Raw genomic sequence first — 22,662 nt, 5'->3', positions numbered from 1 at the left:
TGTGTGGAAAATAACCGTTCTCAATTGCCTTTCTGAGTAGCGGCAAGTCTAATTTGTTCCACAAAACGAGCAAGCGCCAAAAACCAGTCGCCTGAGGCATCCCACTCTTTTCCAACATAAATGGTGTTGGTTCGAAGGTCATTCAAATAGAATTTATACACCCTTTGCTTTCCGGTCTTTGTCCGGTTTGGAAAAGGAATCCACTTGCTTACCTCTTCTTCCGTTCCTTGAACCATTTGCAACTCATAGATAAACCCGGCTCTCCTCAATTCGGCTGAAGTGGCTGCACGATCTACCAGTGCCATGGTGTTAGTAGTGTCGGCCGCCAGAGCTTCCAGGGCCTGGTTTTGCCTCATCAAGACTTGTTGCAAAGAGTCGGCTGCAAAAATATGGCTATGGTGTAATCTGTAAACAGGTTCCTTTTGGCCTCTTTGAGCATCGTAAGGCTTTAGAGCAATTTTGAACTCTGCCACCTGTGACGGAATAGACCGGGCTATCAAACCTGGCGCAACGGTGGGGTAAAACATTTCCGGATTTTCATTCACCAGCAGGTTGGTTCTCCTAAACTGGTCGGTCTTAAAATAGGAGCCCAGTTCTTGCCATACCGTTTTGGGATCGGAAGCTAATCGGGCAAAAGCAGAAGTACCGGGGTTGTAGAGGGTGTTTTGTTTGTTAAAGGGTAATATGGCTATGAAATAAGGCCCTTTAAGGTGTGGTGCTGAAAATATAATGAGATTTTCTATACCTCTGGTTTTGATAAACTCGGGAAAAGCCTGGGGGGTGTGCATACCCACATCGTAATTATTGAGCGGTAAATAAGCCACGGCATCTACCCCCACTTCTGCAAAAAACTGTTGCATTTCATCGAGCATATTCTGCCATTCGGTCGCGTCATCATCCATCGGCACAGAAAAAAGTACAACTGATTTTGTCTGTAAAATATCTTCAGGAGGATAAAGGGCTTGATTGAGCTTAAGGTTCTCAAGAATATTTTTGATATCGGTTTGTGCATGGCCAACCAAAGCGATGGTTAGCAGAGAGGTAATGAACAGAAATTTGTAGGCAAATGAGCGCAAATCTTGTTAAGGTATTGATTATGTTTAAGAAAGGATCGAATCAGCAACCAGATAGCAATATGCTTTCTACAACTCCCATAACGATGCAAAGGTATTCAAATTTCATTCTGTTTTCTCTTCTCTTTTGTCTGTTTTCCCTCAAGAGCCAGGCCCAGTTAGATCGGCTGGATACAGAATTTATGCTAGAAGACTTGAGAAAACTTTCTCATGACGCAGCCGAAGGCAGAAGAACCGGAACCAATGGAGCCGAGGCCGCCCGAAGATTCATTATTAAGCAAATGGAAAATATGCGCCTGAAGAGCCTTCAGGATGACTTCAGGCACCCCTTTTCTTTTACCACCTCCAGAGGCGATACCATTCAGGGCGAAAACATTGTGGGCTACATTAAAGGTGAACAACAAACTGCCTTTGTTATAACTGCTCACTTCGATCATCTGGGTGTTCGTGATGGGGTGGTGTACAATGGTGCCGATGATAATGCTTCCGGAGTGGCTGCCTTATTGGCACTGGCAGAATATTTTCAGAGTTACAAACCCCGACATACGCTGGTGTTTGCTGCGCTTGATGCCGAGGAAATGGGCTTGCAAGGGGCTAAAGCTTTTGTAAATGACCCTAGCATTCCGCAAGAGATGATCAAGCTGAACATTAACATGGACATGATCAGCATGAACGATAAGAATGAGCTTTACGTAGCCGGTACGCACCACTACCCTCAGTTAAAACCTATTATTCAGGAAGTGAATGTATTGCCTCTGCAGCTCAAGTTTGGACATGACTCTCCCGACCTGGGCAATGACGACTGGACCAACTCTTCGGACCATGGCCCTTTTCATAAAAAGGGAATCCCTTTTCTCTACTTTGGTGTAGAAGATCATGAGCATTATCACAAGCCTACCGATGATTTTGAGAACGTTAATAAAGATTTCTACATAAAGGCGGTGCACGCCATTTTGGACTGCATTTTAGCCCTGGATGCGGCTCTTAACTAAACCGTTATGATTCAAACACTACTCAGCCATTCTTTTAAACAGCAACTAAGATCTCCCATTTGGGCCAAAAACCTTATTGCTAACGTTTTTCTGGGCTTCGCTGCTTTAATGTTGCTGTTCTATGTTTTACTGGTGGGTATTTTCTTGCCCAAAATACTGGAGTCGGTTTTTCCCGGGCAAAGCCCTATAGAGGTGGTGAGTGGTTTTGTCATTTATTATTTTGCTTTTGAGTTTTTCTTGCGATTCTTTTTACAAAATGTGCCGGTATTGGCTATTCAGCCCTACTTGCACCTACCCATGCGCAAAAAGAAGATGCTGCACTTTATGCTCAGAAAAAGCCACCTGAGTGTTTTTAACTTTCTCGGAATACTCATTTTTCTGCCTTTTACATTAAGCACTGTTGTACCCGAAGCGGGTTTTCTTCCCGGTCTTGGCTGGCTTCTGGCCATTATTAGCCTTGTTTTTACTCTGCACTTTCTCACTATACTATTCAAGAAAAAGCTTAATGAACAGCCCAATCTGTTGTTGGTAATAGCAGGCCTGTTTATGGCTGTGGGGGCTGCAGACTACTATGAAGTATTTTCGCTCTCTGAGCTTTCCGCTACACTCTTCAATGGCTTGCTTGGTCAGCCTGTTTATGCATTGATTCCATTATTGCTGTGGTTTGTTGCCTACAATGCCAACTACCGCTTTCTGGCGGCCAATACCTATCCGGAGGAGATATCTACCAAAAAGAAGACATCGAAAATTGCCGGAGATTTTGCTTTTCTTAAACGTTTTGGCCGTGTAGGAGAGCTCATTGCTCTGGAGCTTAAATTAATCTTGAGACACAAACGCCCTAAAAGTGCGGTGTTTCTTGCCAGTTTTTTGCTACTCTATGGACTCATCTTTTATCCCGAGGAGCAGTATCAACAAATGAGCTGGATATTCTTATTTGTAGGCATTTTTATTACGGGTATTTTCTTTATTCAGTATGGGCAGTTTTTACTGAGTTGGGAAAGCAGCTACTTCGATTTTGTACTTACCCGAAAAGTTACCTTTCATCAATACTTTGAAGCCAAGTACTACCTGTTTGTAGCTACTAGCGCTATAGCCTTTGTGCTTTCGTTGGGCTATGCCTATTTCGGAATGAAGATTGTCTTCATTAACCTGGTTTGCTTCCTTTTTAACATTGGAGTCAATGTGTTTTTGGTTATGCGAATTGCTCTTTTTAGCCCCAAAAAAATTGACCTGAGCAAACGCGCAGCCTTTAACTACGAAGGGGTTGGGGCAGCCCAGTTCTTGATGGCACTACCGATCATATTTTTGCCATACCTGGTTTTTGTTCCATTTATAATATTGGACATAGAAGATTATGGACTCATAACGCTGGGGGTTGTGGGTCTGACAGGGTTTATACTTCGCGATAAGTGGTTGAACTATATAGCCCAATCGTTCGTCAAAAACAGACACAAAATAGCAGCAGGATTCAGGGCTCAATAAATTCGAATAAGACATGATTAACGTAAAAGGACTTACAAAACAGTACAAGGGTGTAACCGTAGTCGATATTCCTGAGCTTGTCATTGGCAAGGGAGAGAGTTTTGGGTTGGTAGGTAACAACGGAGCCGGTAAAACAACCTTTTTTAGAATGATTTTAGACCTGGTAAGGGCCAGTTCGGGAGAGGTGCTTTCTAAGGGAGTTAATGTGAGCCAAACCGAAGACTGGAAGTACTATACCGGTTCTTTTCTGGATGAGTCCTTTTTGATTGACTACCTAACTCCTGACGAGTATTTTGAGTTTGTGGCCTCTTTGCACGATTACTCCCAGGGAGACCTCAAAGAGTTTTTGAGCCAATTCGAAGCCCTTTTTAATGGCGAGATTATTGGCCAAAATAAATACATTCGAGACCTCTCTAAAGGTAACCAAAAGAAGGTGGGTATAGCTGCTGCATTGATGGGCCGACCAGAAGTAATATTGCTCGATGAACCTTTTGCCAACTTAGACCCAACCACTCAAATTAGACTGAAAAACTTACTGAGAGACTGGAAAGAGAACCATCAGCTAACAATGCTAATTTCTAGCCACGACCTCAACCATGTTACAGAGGTTTGTGAGCGCATAGTGCTCTTAGAAAAAGGCGAAGTAAAGCAAGACATTAAAACGAGCAGCTCAACGCTTAAAGACTTGGAAGACTATTTTGCGGCTTACTAACGAGGCATAGAAGGTCTTCTATACGGTCACTTTTTTGTCACTTAGCAAATATCTGAGATGGGTCTTTGAACGACTTAAATTCCAGTGCATTTCCGCTTGGGTCTAAGAAGAACATGGTGGCTTGTTCGCCAACTTCTCCTTCAAAACGGATGTATGGTTCTATCACGAAATCGATGCCGTGCTGCTTAAGCTTTTCTGAAAGCTCATGCCATTGGTTCCATTCTAAAACAGCTCCAAAATGACGAACAGGTACGTTTTTACCGTCAACAGCATTGGTATTGGCCTGGGCTAGCTCTTCTGGCTTAACATGCGCACTGAGCTGATGGCCGAAGAAGTTAAAGTCGATCCACTTATCGGTAGAGCGACCAATTTCGCAGCCGAGTAATTCGCCAAAAAAGCTTCTGGTAGATTCGATGTCCTTGACAGGGAATGCTAAGTGAAACGGAGTATTCATTATTAGGTCAGTTAGGTAATTGGTATTCGTTGATTGGGGGTGAATTTACGACTTAATTCTACTCAGCATAGCATTGTTAGAAATTCGTCACTTTTAGGTTGTGGTTGGTCACATTTGGTGGAATGGAGAACGGTGATTGGTTAATGTTGAAGTAAAAAGCATGAAAAAATCTATAATCTTAAAGGTTCTGGTGCTCGTTGCAGTAGTACTATTTTTTGCAGAAAAATATTTTCAGCTTAACGCATTACATGGTCTAGAATACCAAAGGAGAATATCACAACTGATCAATGACGATGCACTTATCGCTAATCAACTATTGACATTCAAAATTCAAAAATTCTCGGAATATACGGTCTACCTGATCATTGCCTACTTATCATTTAAACACATATATCAACCCCTAAATAAAAAGATAGGGTGGCAGGCCTCCTTGCCCATACTTGTTTTAATATCTATGGTTCTAGGGCTGATTTTTTCGATGATTATAAAGGCTACAAATCCCTATTTTTCAATCACTCCTTATAATGGTCAGGTGGCTGCCTCAGAAATTAGTATGTTCTCCCATTTGTTCTTAAGACAAACTATTCACTCATTTTTTGCTGTTTCTTTGGGGCTATTGATAAGAAACAGTCTTCAATACTTAAACAATGAAAAAGGGAAACTATTTAGAGTATTAGGTTCGGATTTTTGGGTGTTGCTTTATACCGTTCAGTTTCTACTGATTCTCATCATAAATATACTCGTAAATGTTGGTGAAACTCCTTCACAAATCGCTCTAATGATTCCAACCTCGTTGCTATTTGCCTTAGTAACCTTTACTATGTCCTATCTATTTCTTGAAGCTTTTAGCGTAAATGATCAGTTGAGTTTTAAGAACTTTTGGAGTAAGATTTCGCAATGTATCATAATGACATCAGGCGGTGCAGCTATTATATATTTCTCAACTGAACTAAACCTTCATTTTGGTGACCGCTATTTGAATTATACCATTCCATCATTTTTGATAGTTTCAACCGTTCTTTTTGTACTCATTCTATCTGAATCGTTACTTCAATTCAGCTTTTATTCAAAATACATAAGAAAAAATCAAGCTCTGAGGCTAGAACTTCGACACAAGGACTCTAGTCTTTCACAACTCAAATCACAAATCAACCCTCACTTTCTCTTCAACTCACTCAATAGCTTGTATGGTTTAGCACTGGAAGAAAGCAGCCACAAGACCTCCACAGGTATTCAAAAGCTTAGTGAAATGATGCGCTTTATGCTTCGAGAAAATGTGGAAGATACTATTGAAATCAGCCGGGAGTTTGAATATGTGGAAAACTACATCGAGCTTCAAAAGCTAAGGGTTGATGGAAATGAAAAAGTGAGATTGGAGTATGAGATAGACAAAGCGTGTGAGGGTAAAATCACGCCCATGCTACTTATTCCCTTTATTGAAAATGCCTTTAAGCATGGGGTCAGTGGGCATCACAATTCATGGATTGAGATTAAATTGAGCTGTAGCAAAGAAGCCATTCATTTAAATGTGAAAAACAGTAATCATAAAAAGCTGAAATCTACCGAAGAAGAGAGTGGCATTGGGCTGGACAATGTAAGGCAAAGGCTTGCCATGTTATATCCAGGCAAGCACCTTTTCCAGCTTTTTGAGAATGAAGAAAGCTTTGAAGCCAACCTTAAAATTGAACTCAATTGATTAGAGCCATTGCCATAGATGATGAACCCATCGCCTTGAAAGTAGTAGAAGAGCATGCTTCTAAAATCCCCTTCCTGCAACTGGAAGAATCATTTACCGATGCTTTTGCAGCCTTAGACTTTCTGCAAAACAATAAAGTAGATCTGATCTTTCTGGACATCAATATGCCAGATATCTCTGGCCTCGACTTGCTAAAAGCTACCGATGCCAGGTTTCAGATCATTTTTACCACGGCCTATTCCGAATATGCTGTGGAAAGCTATGAACACAATGCAGTGGATTATTTACTGAAGCCCTTTGAGTTTGGCCGCTTCCTCAAAGCGGTTATGAAAGTAAAAGAGGGTCTAAAACAAGCAAAGGAAGACTACTTCTTTGTAAAGTCTGGTTATGAGCATATACGCATCAACTTTCAGGATTTGCTTTTTATTAAAGGAGAAGGCAACTATCTCAAGTTGGTGGAAAAGGAGCGTAGCACACTCACCAGAATGACTTTTGAGGAAGTTTTAGGCCAAATACCGGAAAGCTTTGTTCAGGTGCATCGGTCGTTTATCATTAATTCTCAGCTCGTAGAAAAGCTAGAAAAACACCAAGCAAAAGTCAGGGAGCACCAAGTGCCAATTAATACAGAAGGATATGAGAAGCTGAAATCACTGGTCATCAAATAAAAGAGGCTGTCTCAAAAATTACCGTTATCGTTATTCCCAGCTTGACTGGGAATCTCTAAATGCTTTTGAAGTCCGTTTTAGGAGATTCCCGATCGGGGTCGGGAATGACAGTTAGCTTTTGAGACAGCCTCAATATCTAATTTCCTGATTAACCGATTGACTGACTTACCAGCTGCCTCCGGAACCCCCACCTCCAAAGGAGCCGCCTCCGAAACCACCGAAGCCTCCGCCTCCTCCGCCAAAACCAGAGCCGCCACCGAATATACCACCGCCACCGCGGAAGTTATCCCAGTCGTCATCTCTTCTTCTGCCCATGGAGTTGCCCATCATTAGCCATGCCCACCATGGCAAGCCTCTGGAGCCAATTCCTCGGCCTCTTCTTCTACCCACAATAGCAGGTATGATAAAGAAGAACAGAATGAATAAGAAGAAAAATGGAATTCCTGAACCACCTTCTCCATCTGAGTTTCTTTTTCTATTCTGTCCAAATTGCTCCGCTTTGAATTCTCCGGAGGCCAATTTGAATATGACATCGGTAGCATCATCCAAACCCTTATAGAAGTTGCCTTCTCTAAATCTTGGGTTCATATATTCTTCGCGAATCGTATAGGTCGCTGCATCGGTAATAGAGCCTTCCATTCCATAGCCGGTCACAATGGCGGCCATTCGATCATTAATAGAAACAACAATGAAAACCCCATTGTCTTTGGCCGTACCTACTTGCCACTTCTCAGCAGTTCTCTGCGCAAAATCTACCACCTCATAACCATTCAGTGACTCTACAATAAGAATTGCCACTTGAGTTGAGGTCGTGTCTTCATAGCCTAGAAGTTTATTCTCTAAGGCTCGTAGTTCTTGCTGAGACAGTGTTCGGCCTGTATAATCATTAACCAAACGAGGAGGGTTTGGCGCATCCGGAATTCCTGTTTGTGCAAACCCTAAACTGCTGATCGATATAAATAGTATTACTAGTAAGTTCCGCATATTAGTTTTTGCCAAATGAGATATCGTCCGATAATTCGTTAATGTCGCCTTTCTGGTAAGGATAGAACTCCTTTAGCCTTTCACCTACACATAAAATGCCCTCCACTAAGCCTTCTGTAAAATTGCCCTCCTTAAAATGTTTTACCATTTTTTCTTTGGTAATATCCCAAAAGTCCGGCTCCACCTTAGCGTTGATACCGCCATCGCCTATGATGCCAAATTTGTGGTCCTTAATGGCCATGTAGATGAGTACACCATTTCTGGCTTCCGTCTCATGCATTTTTAGCTGAGCAAAAACCTGAGCCGCTCTGTCCAACACATTGTCTTTTTTACAATGGTTTTCCAGGTGCACGCGAATTTCGCCACTGGTATTTAGCTCAGCCTCTTGAATGGCTGCTTTGATTCTGCGCTTCTGGTCCGATGTAAAATGTGCTTCAGCCATTAGTCAAAACTTACTTCTGGTGCCTTCTCTGCTCCTGTAGTTGCCTGAAAATACCCCTTGGACTCAAAACCAAAGAGGTTGGCATATATATTTTTAGGAAACGTTTTAATGTACGTATTGTAGCTCTGTACTTGTTCATTGAAGTTTCTCCTTTCCACGGCAATTCTGTTTTCGGTACCTTCCAGTTGAACTTGCAACTGTTGAAACTGCTGGCTAGCCTTCAAGTCAGGGTATCGTTCAATAGTCACTAACAATCGACCCAAAGCAGAACTTAATCCTTGCTGTGCCTGCTCAAAGTTATCAATAGCCTGCGGGCTTAAGCTGTTAGGGTCTACGCTAATAGATGTAGCCTTAGCTCTGGCTTCGATTACCTGGGTAAGGGTTTCTTGCTCAAAATCGGCATATCCCTTTACTGTATTTACCAGGTTAGGAATAAGGTCGGCCCTTCTTTGATATTGGTTTTCTACCTGAGCCCAAGAGGCGCTAATGGACTCTTCTGTGGTCACCATAGTGTTGTATGTTCCTTTAATACTCGAATAACCGATGAGTAGCAGGAGCGCTACCACAATCAGTACTATCCACTTTTTCTTCATCGTCTATTTTGGTTTTAGTAAAAATTACGACAGAAGGCCTGCAACATATATGCTAACTTTGTTATCGGACAATATGGCAGATAAGCGTATCGGAATGAACACTGAAGACTTTAGAAAACACGCACACCAACTGGTAGACTGGATGGCCGATTACTTTGAATCGGTTGAAGATTACCCAGTAATGTCTCAGGTAAAACCCGGAGACATTCTGAAACAAATTCCTACTAAAGCACCCAACCAGCCTGAGTCTTTCGACCAAATGTTGAAGGACTTCAATGACATAATCATGCCTGGCATTACGCATTGGGAGAGCCCCAACTTTATGGCCTATTTCCCAGCCAATAAAAGCAAAGGCTCTGTTTTGGCCGAAATGCTGATGAGCACCTTGGGAGCACAATGCATGCAATGGCTTACTTCGCCTGCCGCAGCAGAACTGGAAGAACAAATGATGAATTGGCTACGCGAAATGTTGGGCTTGCCAGAATCATTTACAGGTGTTATTCAAGATACGGCCTCCACCGCTACACTGTGTGCACTGCTCACTGCAAGGGAGAAAGCCACTAATTACAGCATCAACGAAAAGGGCTTCGATGAAAGAAAATTTACCATTTACTCCTCAGAGCAAATTCACTCATCTATAGACAAGGCCGTAAAAATTGCTGGTTTTGGGATTGAGGCTTTGAGAAAGGTAGAAGTAGATGATGGCTACGCCATGATCCCTGAAAAGCTTGAAGAGCTCATTGAAACCGACAAAGCTGCTGGATATATTCCGCTATGTGTGGTTTCAGCCATAGGTACCACAAGCACAACGGCTGTAGATCCGATTGATGAAATAGGGGACATTTGCCAAAAGCACAATATCTGGCATCATGTAGATGCAGCTTATGCCGGAACAGCCTTGGTACTTCCTGAAATGCGCTGGATGTCCGAAGGCATTGAAAAAGCCGACTCATTCGTTTTTAACCCGCACAAATGGATGTTCACCAATTTTGACTGCACAGCATACTTTGTGAAAGACCCGGTAAGTTTAGTCAATACCTTCACCATTACTCCAGACTACCTGAAAACCTCGGTAGATGGTGAGGTGAAGAACTATCGCGATTGGGGAATTCCCCTTGGCCGAAGGTTCCGAGCACTTAAGCTTTGGTTTGTCATTCGTGAGTTTGGTGTGGAAGGCATTCAGGAGAAAATCCGAAAGCATATTATGCTCGGAAAGTGGTTGGCCAAGGAGATTGATGCTCATGCCGACTTCGAGCTGATGGCTCCCGTTCCTATGAACACCGTTTGCTTCAGGTATACCAAAGGAGAAGAATCTGAGCTTGACGCACTGAACGAAGCCATCATGAATAAGATCAACAATTCCGGCAAGTTGTTTTTCACACAAACTAAGCTAAAAGGAAAGTTTGTTTTACGTTTAGCCTTTGGAAACACCAATTTAGAGGCCTTTCATGTGGAAAACGCCTGGCGATTGATTCAAGAAACAGCGAGCGAAATCAAACTTTAGAACAATCATTAGGTTCCATTCGACATGAAAAGGTTGTCCTTATTGCTATTGAGCTTGCTTGTTATTGCCGCTTGCAATCCGGCAAAAGACAAGAAAGTTAATCAGACAACTATTGGCTTTAAAACCGATGAATCTTCTAAGCTATTCTTCAAAAACGTAAGGCGTTCTTACTACGATGTAGAGGTAATGGAAGAAGCCAAACTGGAAATCTATCGACTTAAGAAGCGAGTTAAAGAATCGGAAGAGCCCGTGTTGAACCTCAGTATTGTTAATAATTGGAGATATGACGAAGCCTACATTCTGCTTGAACCTAATTCAGCCGCAGGCTCGTTGTCCGATATAAAGGTTATTTGGGAAAATGAAGATGGAAAAAGTGGAGAAATCCGTTTAGAAGGCGGAAATAAGAAGAATCAGTTAGACTTTGCAGCCAAAGTCTATGAACAGATACAAAATGGAAGTCAGTTCTATATAATGAAGGATGGAGTAAAAAAGGCATTCTTAATTGATTCGAAAAGCAGAGAAGCCTTCAGAGTTACCATGTTCGATTATTTTCGGCTAACTTTAGAGTATTGACACACTCACTCTAATGCATTTCCGAGCTCTCGCCATTTTTATCTTAGTCATCACCTTTAGTTGCCAAAAACAAAAGACTCCAAAATTCAGTCAAGAGATAATCGATCTTAAGCTTGCTTCTTACAACATGAGCTTTTTCACCAATGAACGATTACCCAATTACCAAAAGGACACTCTAGAGAATCGCTTAAAGCAGATTATCAGGTTGAAATCGGCAGTAATGGCTGATTCTAAGCCCGTCATTAACTTATCCATTAAGATTGACTGGAAATACAAGCAAAGCGAAATAATTGTTGAACCCAATGCCTATATAAAACATCCTGATGAGTTCGAACTATTATGGCGCGACTATGAAGGAATTAGAGGCCTTATCTTCTTTGAACAAGGGGACAGAAAAAAGCACCTTGAGTTTGCCGCTCAAGTTTTAGATCAACTAGAAAGAGGGTGTGAATTTTACCTCAAGCAAGATTCAGAATACATACCCATACTAGCAGATACTACCAGCCGTAAGGCCTTTCATATTACTATGCTAGACTACTATGGGCTTTTAAAGAGTCTTTAGTGACTCTCGTCTTCTTTCTTTTTCTTGCCTTTGAAAAGAGCATCGTGCTGTGAAATTGCGCCTACAAAAGCAATCAGGATTACTACAATCCAAATGAAAGTATTGGCTCCGCTAGCAATTGGTGGATCGAATAACATATCTCTAATTGTTTAGGTCGCAAAGATATGGCAAAAGCTTCATGTTAAGAAGTGGTTCATAGTTTTTTAACAGGGGTGTAACACACAAGGCATTCTGCGGCTCAAAATGTAATAAAAAGTTAACCAGTTTCAGGATAAGTCAAGGCGGTTTTGCTTCTAATTTCACAGCGAAAATAAACCTCATCGAATGAAGAATTCCCTGAAGGTAGAGCGAAAGAAGAAAAAGATCACCCAAGAGCAGCTGGCCACAATGGTTGGTGTTTCCCGTCAAAGCATTAACGCTATAGAGCGGGGTAAATACACTCCGTCTACCGCCCTGGCTCTTAAAATTTCCGAAATATTCAATACCACGGTAAACAAACTTTTTGAGTTGGAGCCGGTAGACTACCAGCACTAACCATAGATTAAAATTATTGAAGTGTTTTTGCTACCTTACCTAAGCAAAACACACTTCACTATGCGACTTTTTATCCTGGGCCTTTTCTTATTGTTTTCTTTTACAGGCCAATCACAAACCCCACAGTCCGCTTTTCAACATATTAACCTCAAATCTGTTCAGGTGCTCGAACCGGGTCGTGGCAATCCGCAAGAGGTATTTATGGACGATTTGATTGAGTTTCGTTTCGAAAAACCGGACAGCCTGGCTCTGCGCGAACCGCAAGAGCTTTTTCTTTACATCAATGGTTACCGAATGACCTCCTTTCCGGCCAAATATGTAACTAACAACTCTGTGGTTTTTCAGATTTATGAGGCTGATACTCTTCGTGGTCTTCTCAGTCGGGAAATAAATAGTTGGGGAGTGCACGAAGTGAAAGTAAGAATGAGCTTTGGCAACAGCAGCGGCCAACACATTCATATGGACGAGGCAAACATACTCATCGATTTCGACCCCTACTTCCCCATTAGAAGCTGGGTGGGCAGAGGCATTATTCTTCTCATTATTTTCGTTTTCTTCAGCCTGGTACGAAAGAATTACTTTCTCAAGGGCATTAACAGTACAAAGTACAGCCTTTCTCGTGTGCAATTGGCCTAGTGGACTATGATTGTTATTTGCTGTTATATTGCCTTATGGTCGGATAGCGGCATTCTTGTGCCTCTTTCAGGAGACACGCTTATACTTATCGGAATTAGTGCGGGAACAGCCGCAGCGGCTCAAACCATTGACATAAGCAAAATGCGTACTTTGGAACAGAGTGGTGCAACTGCCCAGGCACAAACGAAAGAACCGATTCATAAAAACCAGACGTTCCTCTTTCAAATTCTGTCTGATGAAAACGGTATCAATATTCAGCGCTTCCAAAGCGTGGTTTTTACCTTTTTTATAGGCATTTTCTTTGTGTTTGAGGTAATAACCAAGTTTGAAATGCCCGACCTTGATTCGGGCATACTCGGGCTCATGGGCATTAGTTCAGCCACTTATGCCGGGCTAAAAACCAATGAGGGTAAAACCTGATGTAAACAACACGGGCTCCTTTTCAGGTAGTACCATGTGCCGTAAGCACCAGGCTCCTTGAGCCTCCACGGTTTCGGTGTTCGCATAAGTAAATTCCCTGCCATGTACCCAGGTTCAATCGGCCTCTGGTAATGGGAATAGTCACTGATGGACCCAGCAATGACGCTTTAATGTGAGAGGTCATATCATCGGACCCTTCGAAGGTGTGCTGATAGTGTGTGGCCTCTTCAGGAACCAAAATATTGAAATGAGTTTCGAAATCGGCCCGCACTGTAGGATCGGCATTTTCATTAATAGTAAGACTGGCCGAAGTGTGTTTAATGTGCACATGGAGCAGTCCGGTTTGCAACCGATTCAGCTCGGGTAAGCGAGACAATACCTGTTCGGTAATCAGATGAAAACCTCTGGGGTAAGGTGGTAGCGTTATTTCCTTTTGGAAATAAATCATTGAGCACTTTCCTCCAGCTTGGAGGTGTTTTCAGCTATTCTCAGCTTTTCTACAAAATCGTCTAACTCCCCGTCCATTACAGTAGGCAAGTTATGAACTGAGTAGCCAATTCTATGATCTGTCACTCTTCCCTGAGGGTAGTTGTAGGTTCTTATTTTGTCGGAACGATCGGCCGAACCTACAAGTGATTTTCGAGCTCCTGCAATTTCGTCTTGTTGCTTCTTAAGCTCCATCTCATAAAGTCTGGAACGAAGCACAGTCAAAGCCTTGTCGTAATTCTTGTGTTGAGAGCGGCCATCCTGACACTCAACCACAATACCGGTAGGAATGTGCGTGAGGCGTACGGCCGATTCGGTTTTGTTTACGTGCTGGCCACCTGCTCCTGAACTTCGGTAGGTGTCTTTCTTCACATCCTTCATGTCCAGATGAACATCTACATCCTCCACTTCGGGTAACACGGCCACTGAGGCAGCCGAGGTATGTACCCTGCCTTGCGATTCGGTAACAGGAACCCTCTGAACCCGGTGTACACCAGATTCAAACTTGAGTGTGCCATAAACATCTTCGCCAGAAACACTAAAAACAATTTCTTTAAAGCCACCGGAAGCAGCCTCGTTCAAGCTTATCAGCTCTCTTTGCCATCCTTTAGAGTCAATAAATCGCTCATACATCCTGTACAAGTCTCCGGCAAAAATTGCGGCCTCATCGCCACCAGCTCCGGCTCTTATTTCCATAATTACATCTTTATGGTCGTCCGGGTCTTTGGGTATGAGCATCATTTTAAGTTCTTCTTCCAGCTCTTCGTGTCGTTGCTCAAAATCGTCCAGTTCGGCCTTGGCCATTTCCCTGAAATCCTCATCCTTCTCTGTCTTCAGCAACTCTTTGGTAGACTTAATGTTGTCTATGACGTTTTGATACTCATCGAACTTTTTGACAATCTTTTCGAGGTCTTTGTACTCTTTATTCAGTTTTGAGTAGGCCTTCATGTCAGCCATTGCATCGGGCTGCACAATTAATTGAGAAACCTCCTCGAACCTTCCTTTAATTGCCTTTAGTTTATCGATCATAGACTTTAGTATTAGGCTGCAAAATTAACAAACAAAACCAATAGCTGTTTACCTTTGCAAAAACATGCTGTTGTGAAGTACAAGGTATTTTCTTCTTTTATTCTCTTGGGAGTGCTATTGGCCTGTAGTAATCAGAAGATAGATACCTCTCAGGTACAGAAAGAGATGGAGGCTCGTGAGATCAAGGTGGTTTCTGATGCTCAAATATTGGAAAAGGCCATGGAAATAGGCAACGCATTGGCCAAAGGCTTTTTACTGGAAGAAACGGAGGCCGGTTTGGAGGCCAAAGTGGACTCAACAAAGCCCAACGTATCGTTTTACTTTTTCGATAGGGGCGAGCAACCCACCGGAAAGGAATTGGCCATATTCAAAGCTTATGACTACAACCGAAAGAATAGTGTAGCCTCAACCCCTAATGTTCAGAAGCTTGACAACGGGCAAACTCTCTTATATACTACTCCTATGGTACACCAGCAGCAAATAGTGGGGATGTGGTCTGTTAAGCTAAGCCGAAAAGAAGTAGTGCTAAGTATTGAAAACTAAACCTGACTGTAGCGAAAACAGTCGGTTGTGTGGTCATTTACCAAACCGCAAGCTTGCATATAGGCATACATTATGGTGCTTCCTACAAACTTGAACCCTCTTTTTTTCAGGTCTTTACTCAGCGCATCAGACTCTGGCGTAGTTGCGGGCACATCTTTCATGTTTTTGCGGGCATTCACAATTGGTTTTCCTCCTACAAAAGACCAAACATAATTGTCGAAAGAGCCAAACTCCTTTTGAACCTCTAAAAACTTCTGTGCATTAACTACCGTACCTTGGACCTTAAGCCTGTTCCTTATGATACCCGGATCGAGCAACAAGGCCTCCACTTTTTCATGGCTGAATTGTGCTACCTCCTCAGGGTTAAAATCTGCAAATGCTGCGCGATAGCCGTCCCTTCTTTTTAGAATAGTCGCCCAACTCAGGCCTGCCTGAGCGCCTTCCAGAATAAGAAACTCAAAGTGAACCCGATCATCATGAACAGGAACACCCCATTCTTCATCATGATACCTTATATATTCGTCAAAGGTGTTTTCGCACCAGGTGCAGCGTTTTTTCATTTCTTTAGAATTCAATGCACATAACTCCCTGCATTAATATCAATAGTGCAGCCAGTGGCATGGTCTGCCATTCCGGAGGCTAAAAGCACTACCATTGGAGCTAAATCCTGCGGTTCCGTAAGCTTATTCAATGCAATATCGCTTAAAGCAAATTCTTCACCATACTGATCCATGAAATCCTGGGCCATGTCCGTCCGCACAAATCCGGGAGCAATATTAAAAGCCACAATATTCTGCTTACCATAGTGCCGTGCTATTGATCGGGTCAAGGCCACAATAGCCCCCTTAGAAGCTCCATAGGCCAAATAATCTCCGGTATCTCCTCTAAAGGCTGCTCTCGATGAAATATTAATTATTCTACCCCCACCGTTTTTGGCAAAGTGGTCAATAGCCAGCTTACACAAAAGGCCCTGAGCACGAGTATTCACAGCAAAAGTAGTATCCCAATCTTTTACCCAAGCCTCGTTAGAGCCTTCCATGTCTGATGAAATAGCAATACCCGCATTATTGACCAGCACATCAATTTTTCCATAATGAGTTACTACTTGTTCAAACAACTGAATAAGTGAATCGGTATTTCCTAAATCGGCCTGAAACGCTCTTGATTCAGCGTTCAACCCTTTTAATACCTCATTGGCTTGGGCTTTATTGGAGTTGTAATGCAGGGCCACTTTAGCTCCTGAGTCTGAGCAAGCCTTTGCAATAGCCGCACCAATGCCCCTTGAGCCACCTGTAACCAAAACCACCTTCCCACTTAAAGAAATTTCCATGTCATATCCGATTGAAGTGAATAAATTACATGCTTATTGTGAGCTTAAAAAACATATTTACAGCAATTACGAATAAGCCTTAAACGACACGCTATGAAGAAGACTTTTCTTTCTGTTGTGGCCATTTCCCTGCTAGCCACCACCGTCTCCGCACAAACCGTTTCCTTTGAAGAATACAATCCACCCTCATCGTTGGTAGTTCCGGAAAATCCTGTACAAAGGGCCAAGTATCCGTTTATCGATGTGCACAGTCACCAATGGCGAATGGGCGAACGTAACCTCAACGAATTAGCAGCACAGATGGATAGCCTGAACATGGGCCTGATGGTGAACCTTTCTGGAGGAAGCGGAAAAGCCATAGCCGATGCAGTAACCAATATTGAGGCTAACCAACCTAAGCGTTTTGTGGTTTTCGCCAACCTCAACTTCAACAATTTTGATGGTGAGTGGGGCACCCGAGCGGCAGAACAACTAGAGCGCGATGTGACTCAGGGCGCAAAAGGGCTTAAGATTTTCAAAAGCTTAGGCTTTTCAGTAAAAGATAGTGATGGCAACAGGGTGGCAGTAGACGATCCAAGGCTCGATCCGGTTTGGGCCAAATGCGGTGAGTTGGGCATTCCTGTGCTCATTCACACAGCAGACCCCAAACAGTTTTGGGAACCCTTCGATGCCAATAATGAAAGATGGCTAGAGCTTAAAACTCATCCGCGTAGAAAACGGGAAGCCGATGATCCGGCTCCGTGGGAAACACTCATTCAGGAACAACACAATGTTTTTAAAAAGCACCCCAATACCATTTTTATAGCTGCTCATATGGGCTGGTTTGCCAACGACCTGGCCAAGCTGGGCCAGCTTTTAGACGAAATGCCCAACATGATGGTAGAAATTGGTGCGGTGATTGCCGAACTTGGCCGACAGCCAAGAATGGCCAATGCTTTTTTTCAGAAGTACCAAGACAGGGTTCTTTTTGGCAAGGATGCCTACAACCCAGAGGAGTATCATACTTATTTTAGAGTGCTTGAAACCAAAGACGAATACTTCCCATACTATAAAAAGTATCACGCCTTTTGGCGCATGTACGGACTGGGTCTGCCCGATGAAATACTGAAGAAGGTGTATTACAAAAATGCACTCCGAATTATACCCGGGTTATATGCAAGCCAGTTTCCGAACTAATTGAACCTTGCAATATCCCGATTCGGTCATTGAAAACGCCTGTCCAATCTCATCCGGTTCTTCTTTGGCAACTGAGTGCCTACGTTTGTAGTATGCATTCAAAGCAACACAAAGGTCAACAACTTATGAAAAACATATTGCTCGTAGTAGGGGTGGGTATTGGGTTATTTATTCTCATGGCCGAAGCCAAAGCCCAAAATGCTAAAGCCTTTATTTATGGCGAAGTAGAAACGGTTGGGGGCGATGTGTACAAAGGCCCCATACGCTGGGGCACTGATGAGGTGTATTGGGTAGAACTATTCAATGCCTCAAAAAGCAGCAACGACTTTTTAAAGTACCTATCCAAACGACAAATCGAAGAACTTAATCGCCAGCAGGGAGAAGGTTCTTCCTGGCTGGGATTAGACCTTGGGGTTTTGAGCATTTGGGAAGACAAATATTCGCGCACCGAGCATCAGTTCGACATACAATTTGGAGATATTAAATCTATAGAGCCCATAGGCCGGTCTAAAGCCAAAGTTCAACTCAAAAACGGGGTGGTTTTTGAGGCCAGCGGCAATAGTGGTTATTATACCGATATAGGTGGTAGTGTTGTAGTATTTGACTTTGAGTTGGGCGAATTTGCCATACGTTGGGACAGAATAAAACAAGTGCGCTTTTCGGAGGCACCGGCAAGCACCAAACCGGGATTTGGCGAACCCATATATGGCAAAGTAAATGCCGGAAGAAAAGGGGAGTTCCAGGGTTTGATTCAGTGGGACACAGATGAGCGTTTTTTGGATGAAATACTAAATGGTGAAGATCGAGATGGCAAAAAGGACATTCCCTTCAGAAGTATTAAGGGGATAAAACGTAGAGGTAGCGGAGTAGAGGTGTTGTTACACTCTGGTCGTAATTTCTACCTCACCGGCTCTAACGATGTGAACCCTGAAAACCGCGGTGTAGTGGTTTTTGACCCTGAAATGGGAAGAATACTGATTCCATGGCGCGATTTTTATGAGCTGGAAATAATTGAACCACAAACCGACTGGAAGCTGGGCTACTCAGATTTTCCAAACCCCAGAGGGCTTTCCGGTACAGTGGTTACCATTGAGGGCGATGAACACAAGGGTCTGTTGGCCTATGACCTCGATGAAGCCTGGGAGTTTGAAATACTGGATGGAAACGATGACGATGTGAGCTATCAGATCCCTTTTCGACACATCAAATCCATTATTCCCAAGAACTATAACTATTCCAGCGTAATCCTAAAAAACGGTAAAACCCTACTATTGGGAGGAGGCCGGGATGTGAGCCGGGAAAATGATGGTATTCTGGTTTTTCCTTCGCGCAACGCACAACCCATTTATATTCGTTGGTCCAAGATCGATCAGGTAATTTTTGATTAACTTTTCCTGAGATCATGTCCAGAAAGCTAATCATACAACTCGTATTGGCCTTGGTGCTAACGGCAGGGGGATTTCTTAGTCTTTATTTCACCGATGCCGAAAGAGAACTGTACCTTACAGCAGGCCTGATAACTATTACTCTGGCTCTCGTTTGGCTGTGCAATTGGTTACTCACCCGAAAGCTCGACAAAAAACTACCCTGGCTTAAATACGGAAACAAACGCTTTTATTGGCAATTGGGGTTGGGCATTCTTTTGTCTCTGCTCATCATCAATATTAGTTATCTGGGACTCAAACTGGGACTCACTGTAGACCCCCCTAACCAACAGCAACTCATTACCATGAACGTGCTGGGCACATTAATTTTGTTACCCACCATTTCCATAAACTTCGGTATTCAGTTTTTAAGCAACTGGAAAAACGCTCAGCTTGCCTCTGAGCAATTTCAAAAAGAAACCATAAGAGCCGAATTAACCACACTTAAAAACCATTTAGATCCGCATTTTTTATTCAATAACCTCAACATTCTGTCTTCACTCATCAGCAAAGACAAGAACCTATCGCAAAGCTATTTGGAAAAGTTTGCCGATGTATACCGCAATATTCTACAAAGCTGTAAAGAGGAGCTGGTAACCCTAAACGATGAACTGAAGTTTATTGCCTCCTATCTCTATTTGCTCGAAATACGTTTTGAAGACACCATTCAGACTTTTATAGACGTGCGCAAAGAAGACCATCTAAAGCTGATACCACCGCTTACCCTGCAAATGCTCATAGAAAATGCCATTAAGCACAACGCTATTTCTGAGCTTAGACCTCTAAAAGTCTATGTATCCAGTCAAAACGGATTCATCTCTGTTAAGAACAATTACCAGCCCAAGAAAACAGAGATCAAAAACAGCAACAACTCCGGCCTGGACAATATTAGAAGGAGGTACTCCTACTTTACAGATAAGAAAGTTCAGGTTTTTGAGAATACCGATAGCTTTATAGTAAAAATTCCATTGATTGAACTAGAAGACTAACGCATGAGGGTTGTTGTATTTGAAGATGAAAAGCTGGCTTCCGAGCGACTCATTGAATTAATTCAGGAGTTAAAACCTCAAGCAGAGGTAGTGGCTTCGCTTAAATCGGTCGAAGCCGCCCTGCTTTGGCTAGACAATAACCCCGAGCCCGACCTTCTGGTTAGCGATATACAGTTATTAGACGGTTCGAGCTTCGAAATTTTTGAGCAAAAACCCATTAAGTGCCCGGTAATTTTCACAACAGCATACAACGAGTACGCCATAAAGGCTTTTGAGGTAAACAGTGTAGATTATTTGTTAAAGCCCATTCAAAAAGAAAAGCTTGCCAATGCGTTGCTAAAACTTGAAGAACGGCAAGCCGAAGCGGTGGTTTCTCCGCTAGACATAGACCAAATTCGGCAAGTAATTCAGGGAACAAGTGTTGAGTATAAATCTCGCTTTCTGGTAAAGTTTGGCCAGCGTATTAAAGCCATTCCGGTAGAGCAAATTGCCTACTTTTTTTCCCAAGACAAGCTCACCTATTTGGTTACTTTCGAAGGTAAAAAACTACCGCTCGATCAGCCACTTGAAGAGCTGGAAGGCCTTATCAATCCGAAAAACTACTTCAGGGTAAACAGAAAATACATTGTTCATTTCGATGCCGTAAGTGACATTCACCCCTACTTTAAAGGGAGGGTTAAGCTTCAGCTGGAGCCCGATGCACAAGATGATATTGTAATTAGCTCCGAAAAAACACCCCTGTTTAAGCAGTGGCTCGATAGTTAATTCCGACTAACATTGGTACAACCCAAACGGACCGACCGCTTCGGTTGGCTTCAGTCCCGATTCGGTGATGCCATACCCCGATATGCCCCTTCTTCATTGGCCAGGAAACCAAAGGGTGACATTTTTGAAGAGTCAATTAAAACAAAAGGTCATGAACTCAAAATTTAGAATCTTAACACTATCACTACTTACCGTGTGCCTCTCTTTTTCGGCACAAGCCCAGCAATCACTTATTTACGGCAAGGTTACAACCATAAGCGGAGAAAGTTACACCGGTCAAATCAGGTGGGGTAAAGAAGAAGCCTTCTGGACCGACCTCTTTAATGGAAACAAAGAAGGCAATGACAATTATCGTTACCTGAGCCGGGAAGATCGCTCAAGGCTGAGAGAAAAAATAAGAGATAATAACCGCTGGGGCGGGGTTTGGATAAGCTGGGGCAGCCGCGATGAATATGAAACCACTCATGAATTTCAGGCTCGTTTTGGTGATATATCATCTATGGAGATGAACCGCAGATCTGAAGTACGGCTTACTATGCGCAATGGCGAAACAATGTATGTAGAAGACGGATCGAACGACTTTAACACAGACATCTATGTGATGGATCAGGAATTTGGAGAAACCAAAATTCGCTGGAGCAGAATTGAGAAAGTTGAATTTATGGACACTCCCAACAAGCTTTCTTCAAAGCTCGGAGAACCTTTATATGGTACGGTGCAATTTTACGGAGGAGAATACACAGGGGTGATTCAATGGGACCATGATGAGCGACTGACTACTGACATATTGGATGGCGACTCTCGTGATGGCGATGTAAAAATAGAGTTTGGCAACCTGGCCTCCATAGAAAGAGAAGGTTCCGGAAGCCGGGTGATTACCAAGTCGGGCAGAGATATGTATTTGCGGGGGTCTAACGATGTAAACTCAGGCAATAGAGGCATTATAGTGACTACTGAGTTTGGAAGGATAGACATCCCCTGGAGAGAGTTTAAAAAAGTGACTTTCTCAGAAGCTCCGGCCAATCTGAAGACTTACCGAGATTTTGCTGGGCTCAAGAAGCTATCGGGCACAGTAACAACCACCCGTGGCGAAACCCTCTCGGGAGAAATAATCTACGATCTGGATGAGGCCTACACCTTTGAGATGCTTCAGGGAGAAGACCATGATGTCAGCTATATTATTCCGTTTGAATCGGTAAAAAGCATTGTGCCCAAAAACTATGATAACTCACTGGTTGTACTGAAAAGTGGTGAGGAGCTAATACTGGGAGAGTCTCGCGATGTAAGCGAAGACAATGACGGAGTTATTGTTTTTGTGAATGGAGACCCAAAGTACATCCTCTGGGAAGACATTAAAGAAATAACCTTTAACTAAGGTAAAGCATTCTTCATAAGTCTATTGCTTAAGGTCGCGTTTGGTCACGCGGCCTTTTTTTGTGGAAAAACTTAAACAGGTAGAGCCATTTTTCATTACAATAGCTAATTGATTGATTACAATAAGATTATAGGGTTACTTAAGTCGCAAGAGGTATTTCTGAACCCTGCCTCCATTTGTATCTTCACAAATGGTTGTAAAAAGACGCTGTGAGGACACAGCT

General features: G+C 42.9%; 27 protein-coding genes. 17 read left to right on the top strand and 10 right to left on the bottom strand.

Annotation, left to right across the window (positions count from 1 at the left end; all coding sequences use genetic code 11):
- Window positions 1-20: 20 nt before the first annotated feature.
- Window positions 21-1,076, bottom strand: coding sequence for a hypothetical protein (locus tag B3763_RS05915; RefSeq protein WP_286744742.1), 1,056 nt, complete (start codon window positions 1,074-1,076; stop codon window positions 21-23).
- Between the two features lie 83 nt (window positions 1,077-1,159).
- Here B3763_RS05915 and B3763_RS05910 point away from each other — a divergent pair, with 83 nt between their 5' ends.
- Genes B3763_RS05910 through B3763_RS05900 form a run of 3 tightly spaced genes read left to right on the top strand, consistent with a single transcriptional unit; the run spans window position 1,160 to window position 4,259 of the window.
- Complete coding sequence (locus B3763_RS05910; RefSeq protein WP_229838510.1) at window positions 1,160-2,065, top strand: M28 family peptidase; 906 nt, start codon at window positions 1,160-1,162, stop codon at window positions 2,063-2,065.
- Between the two features lie 6 nt (window positions 2,066-2,071).
- Window positions 2,072-3,547, top strand: coding sequence for a DUF5687 family protein (locus B3763_RS05905; protein ID WP_286744740.1), 1,476 nt, complete (start codon window positions 2,072-2,074; stop codon window positions 3,545-3,547).
- Window positions 3,548-3,560: 13 nt separating this feature from the next.
- Window positions 3,561-4,259, top strand: coding sequence for an ABC transporter ATP-binding protein (locus tag B3763_RS05900; RefSeq protein WP_286744737.1), 699 nt, complete (start codon window positions 3,561-3,563; stop codon window positions 4,257-4,259).
- A gap of 37 nt (window positions 4,260-4,296) precedes the next feature.
- Here the strand turns inward: B3763_RS05900 and B3763_RS05895 are convergent, their stop codons facing one another.
- Window positions 4,297-4,713: a VOC family protein gene (locus B3763_RS05895; protein ID WP_286744735.1), complete on the bottom strand. Its 417-nt coding sequence runs from the start codon at window positions 4,711-4,713 to the stop codon at window positions 4,297-4,299.
- A gap of 160 nt (window positions 4,714-4,873) precedes the next feature.
- On the opposite strand from B3763_RS05895, the gene B3763_RS05890 reads away from it, so the two are divergent.
- A complete protein-coding gene (locus B3763_RS05890) occupies window positions 4,874-6,409 on the top strand; it encodes a sensor histidine kinase (protein WP_286744733.1) in 1,536 nt (511 codons plus the stop codon).
- Window positions 6,406-7,074, top strand: coding sequence for a LytR/AlgR family response regulator transcription factor (locus B3763_RS05885; RefSeq protein ID WP_286744731.1), 669 nt, complete (start codon window positions 6,406-6,408; stop codon window positions 7,072-7,074). Before B3763_RS05890 ends, B3763_RS05885 begins: the two co-directional genes overlap by 4 nt.
- 165 nt (window positions 7,075-7,239) lie before the next feature.
- Here the strand turns inward: B3763_RS05885 and B3763_RS05880 are convergent, their stop codons facing one another.
- From B3763_RS05880 to B3763_RS05870, 3 genes are read right to left on the bottom strand one after another with little or no spacing between them, the layout of a single operon-like run.
- The gene (locus tag B3763_RS05880) at window positions 7,240-8,058 is read right to left on the bottom strand and encodes a TPM domain-containing protein (protein WP_286744728.1); all 819 of its coding nucleotides are present in this window, start codon (window positions 8,056-8,058) and stop codon (window positions 7,240-7,242) included.
- A gap of 1 nt (window position 8,059) precedes the next feature.
- Window positions 8,060-8,500 (bottom strand): TPM domain-containing protein, encoded by a 441-nt coding sequence (locus B3763_RS05875; RefSeq protein ID WP_189628831.1) that lies wholly within the window; start codon window positions 8,498-8,500, stop codon window positions 8,060-8,062.
- Complete coding sequence (locus tag B3763_RS05870; protein ID WP_189628830.1) at window positions 8,500-9,093, bottom strand: LemA family protein; 594 nt, start codon at window positions 9,091-9,093, stop codon at window positions 8,500-8,502. The genes B3763_RS05875 and B3763_RS05870 overlap by 1 nt, the downstream gene beginning before the upstream one ends.
- Window positions 9,094-9,166: 73 nt before the next feature.
- Between B3763_RS05870 and B3763_RS05865 the strand changes: the two genes are divergently transcribed.
- The 3 genes from B3763_RS05865 (at window position 9,167) to B3763_RS05855 (ending at window position 11,732) form a co-directional block, all read left to right on the top strand.
- Complete coding sequence (locus B3763_RS05865; protein WP_286744723.1) at window positions 9,167-10,597, top strand: pyridoxal phosphate-dependent decarboxylase family protein; 1,431 nt, start codon at window positions 9,167-9,169, stop codon at window positions 10,595-10,597.
- Between the two features lie 24 nt (window positions 10,598-10,621).
- Window positions 10,622-11,170 (top strand): hypothetical protein, encoded by a 549-nt coding sequence (locus tag B3763_RS05860; RefSeq protein ID WP_286744722.1) that lies wholly within the window; start codon window positions 10,622-10,624, stop codon window positions 11,168-11,170.
- A 127-nt stretch (window positions 11,171-11,297) separates the two neighbouring features.
- Window positions 11,298-11,732: a hypothetical protein gene (locus B3763_RS05855; RefSeq protein ID WP_286744720.1), complete on the top strand. Its 435-nt coding sequence runs from the start codon at window positions 11,298-11,300 to the stop codon at window positions 11,730-11,732.
- On the opposite strand, the gene B3763_RS05850 is transcribed toward B3763_RS05855, so the two are convergent.
- Entirely contained in the window at window positions 11,729-11,869 is a 141-nt protein-coding gene (locus B3763_RS05850) for a hypothetical protein (protein ID WP_189628827.1), read from the bottom strand. The two genes, B3763_RS05855 and B3763_RS05850, sit on opposite strands and share 4 nt — an antisense overlap.
- A 187-nt stretch (window positions 11,870-12,056) precedes the next feature.
- Between B3763_RS05850 and B3763_RS05845 the strand changes: the two genes are divergently transcribed.
- The 3 genes from B3763_RS05845 to B3763_RS05835 are packed head-to-tail and all read left to right on the top strand — an operon-like array spanning window position 12,057 to window position 13,322.
- Complete coding sequence (locus B3763_RS05845) at window positions 12,057-12,266, top strand: helix-turn-helix transcriptional regulator (protein WP_189628826.1); 210 nt, start codon at window positions 12,057-12,059, stop codon at window positions 12,264-12,266.
- 60 nt (window positions 12,267-12,326) lie between these two features.
- Window positions 12,327-12,902, top strand: a complete 576-nt coding sequence (locus B3763_RS05840) for a hypothetical protein (protein WP_286744716.1) — start codon at window positions 12,327-12,329, stop codon at window positions 12,900-12,902.
- A gap of 6 nt (window positions 12,903-12,908) precedes the next feature.
- Window positions 12,909-13,322, top strand: coding sequence for a hypothetical protein (locus tag B3763_RS05835; protein ID WP_286744713.1), 414 nt, complete (start codon window positions 12,909-12,911; stop codon window positions 13,320-13,322).
- 22 nt (window positions 13,323-13,344) lie between these two features.
- On the opposite strand, the gene B3763_RS05830 is transcribed toward B3763_RS05835, so the two are convergent.
- Window positions 13,345-13,770, bottom strand: coding sequence for a secondary thiamine-phosphate synthase enzyme YjbQ (locus B3763_RS05830; protein WP_286744710.1), 426 nt, complete (start codon window positions 13,768-13,770; stop codon window positions 13,345-13,347).
- Window positions 13,767-14,837 carry a peptide chain release factor 1 gene (gene prfA, locus B3763_RS05825; RefSeq protein ID WP_189628823.1) on the bottom strand — a complete coding sequence of 357 codons (1,071 nt, stop codon included), beginning with the start codon at window positions 14,835-14,837 and terminating at the stop codon, window positions 13,767-13,769. The genes B3763_RS05830 and prfA overlap by 4 nt, the downstream gene beginning before the upstream one ends.
- Window positions 14,838-14,909: 72 nt before the next feature.
- Between prfA and B3763_RS05820 the strand changes: the two genes are divergently transcribed.
- Complete coding sequence (locus B3763_RS05820; protein WP_286744708.1) at window positions 14,910-15,380, top strand: hypothetical protein; 471 nt, start codon at window positions 14,910-14,912, stop codon at window positions 15,378-15,380.
- Here the strand turns inward: B3763_RS05820 and B3763_RS05815 are convergent.
- Together B3763_RS05815 and B3763_RS05810 are read right to left on the bottom strand one after the other, a co-directional pair.
- Window positions 15,377-15,940 carry a DNA-3-methyladenine glycosylase I gene (locus B3763_RS05815; RefSeq protein ID WP_189628821.1) on the bottom strand — a complete coding sequence of 188 codons (564 nt, stop codon included), beginning with the start codon at window positions 15,938-15,940 and terminating at the stop codon, window positions 15,377-15,379. The two genes, B3763_RS05820 and B3763_RS05815, sit on opposite strands and share 4 nt — an antisense overlap.
- Before the next feature lie 11 nt (window positions 15,941-15,951).
- The gene (locus B3763_RS05810; RefSeq protein WP_286744705.1) at window positions 15,952-16,710 is read right to left on the bottom strand and encodes an SDR family NAD(P)-dependent oxidoreductase; all 759 of its coding nucleotides are present in this window, start codon (window positions 16,708-16,710) and stop codon (window positions 15,952-15,954) included.
- 93 nt (window positions 16,711-16,803) lie between these two features.
- Between B3763_RS05810 and B3763_RS05805 the strand changes: the two genes are divergently transcribed.
- The 5 genes from B3763_RS05805 to B3763_RS05785 all read left to right on the top strand — a co-directional run bounded on the left by B3763_RS05805 (window position 16,804) and on the right by B3763_RS05785 (window position 22,439).
- A complete protein-coding gene (locus tag B3763_RS05805; protein WP_286744704.1) occupies window positions 16,804-17,886 on the top strand; it encodes an amidohydrolase family protein in 1,083 nt (360 codons plus the stop codon).
- A 125-nt stretch (window positions 17,887-18,011) separates the two neighbouring features.
- Window positions 18,012-19,274: a hypothetical protein gene (locus tag B3763_RS05800; protein ID WP_286744702.1), complete on the top strand. Its 1,263-nt coding sequence runs from the start codon at window positions 18,012-18,014 to the stop codon at window positions 19,272-19,274.
- Between the two features lie 14 nt (window positions 19,275-19,288).
- Complete coding sequence (locus B3763_RS05795; RefSeq protein WP_286744699.1) at window positions 19,289-20,299, top strand: sensor histidine kinase; 1,011 nt, start codon at window positions 19,289-19,291, stop codon at window positions 20,297-20,299.
- A gap of 3 nt (window positions 20,300-20,302) precedes the next feature.
- Complete coding sequence (locus B3763_RS05790; RefSeq protein WP_189628816.1) at window positions 20,303-21,064, top strand: LytR/AlgR family response regulator transcription factor; 762 nt, start codon at window positions 20,303-20,305, stop codon at window positions 21,062-21,064.
- Between the two features lie 151 nt (window positions 21,065-21,215).
- Window positions 21,216-22,439, top strand: coding sequence for a hypothetical protein (locus B3763_RS05785; RefSeq protein WP_189628815.1), 1,224 nt, complete (start codon window positions 21,216-21,218; stop codon window positions 22,437-22,439).
- The last annotated feature ends 223 nt before the right edge of the window (window positions 22,440-22,662 follow it).

The organism is Roseivirga sp. UBA1976 (assembly GCF_002336325.1).
Taxonomy (GTDB): Bacteria; Bacteroidota; Bacteroidia; order Cytophagales; family Cyclobacteriaceae; genus Roseivirga; species Roseivirga thermotolerans.
The sequence above is the reverse complement of the archived record's forward strand: the minus strand, read 5'-3'. Positions and strand labels throughout refer to the sequence as shown.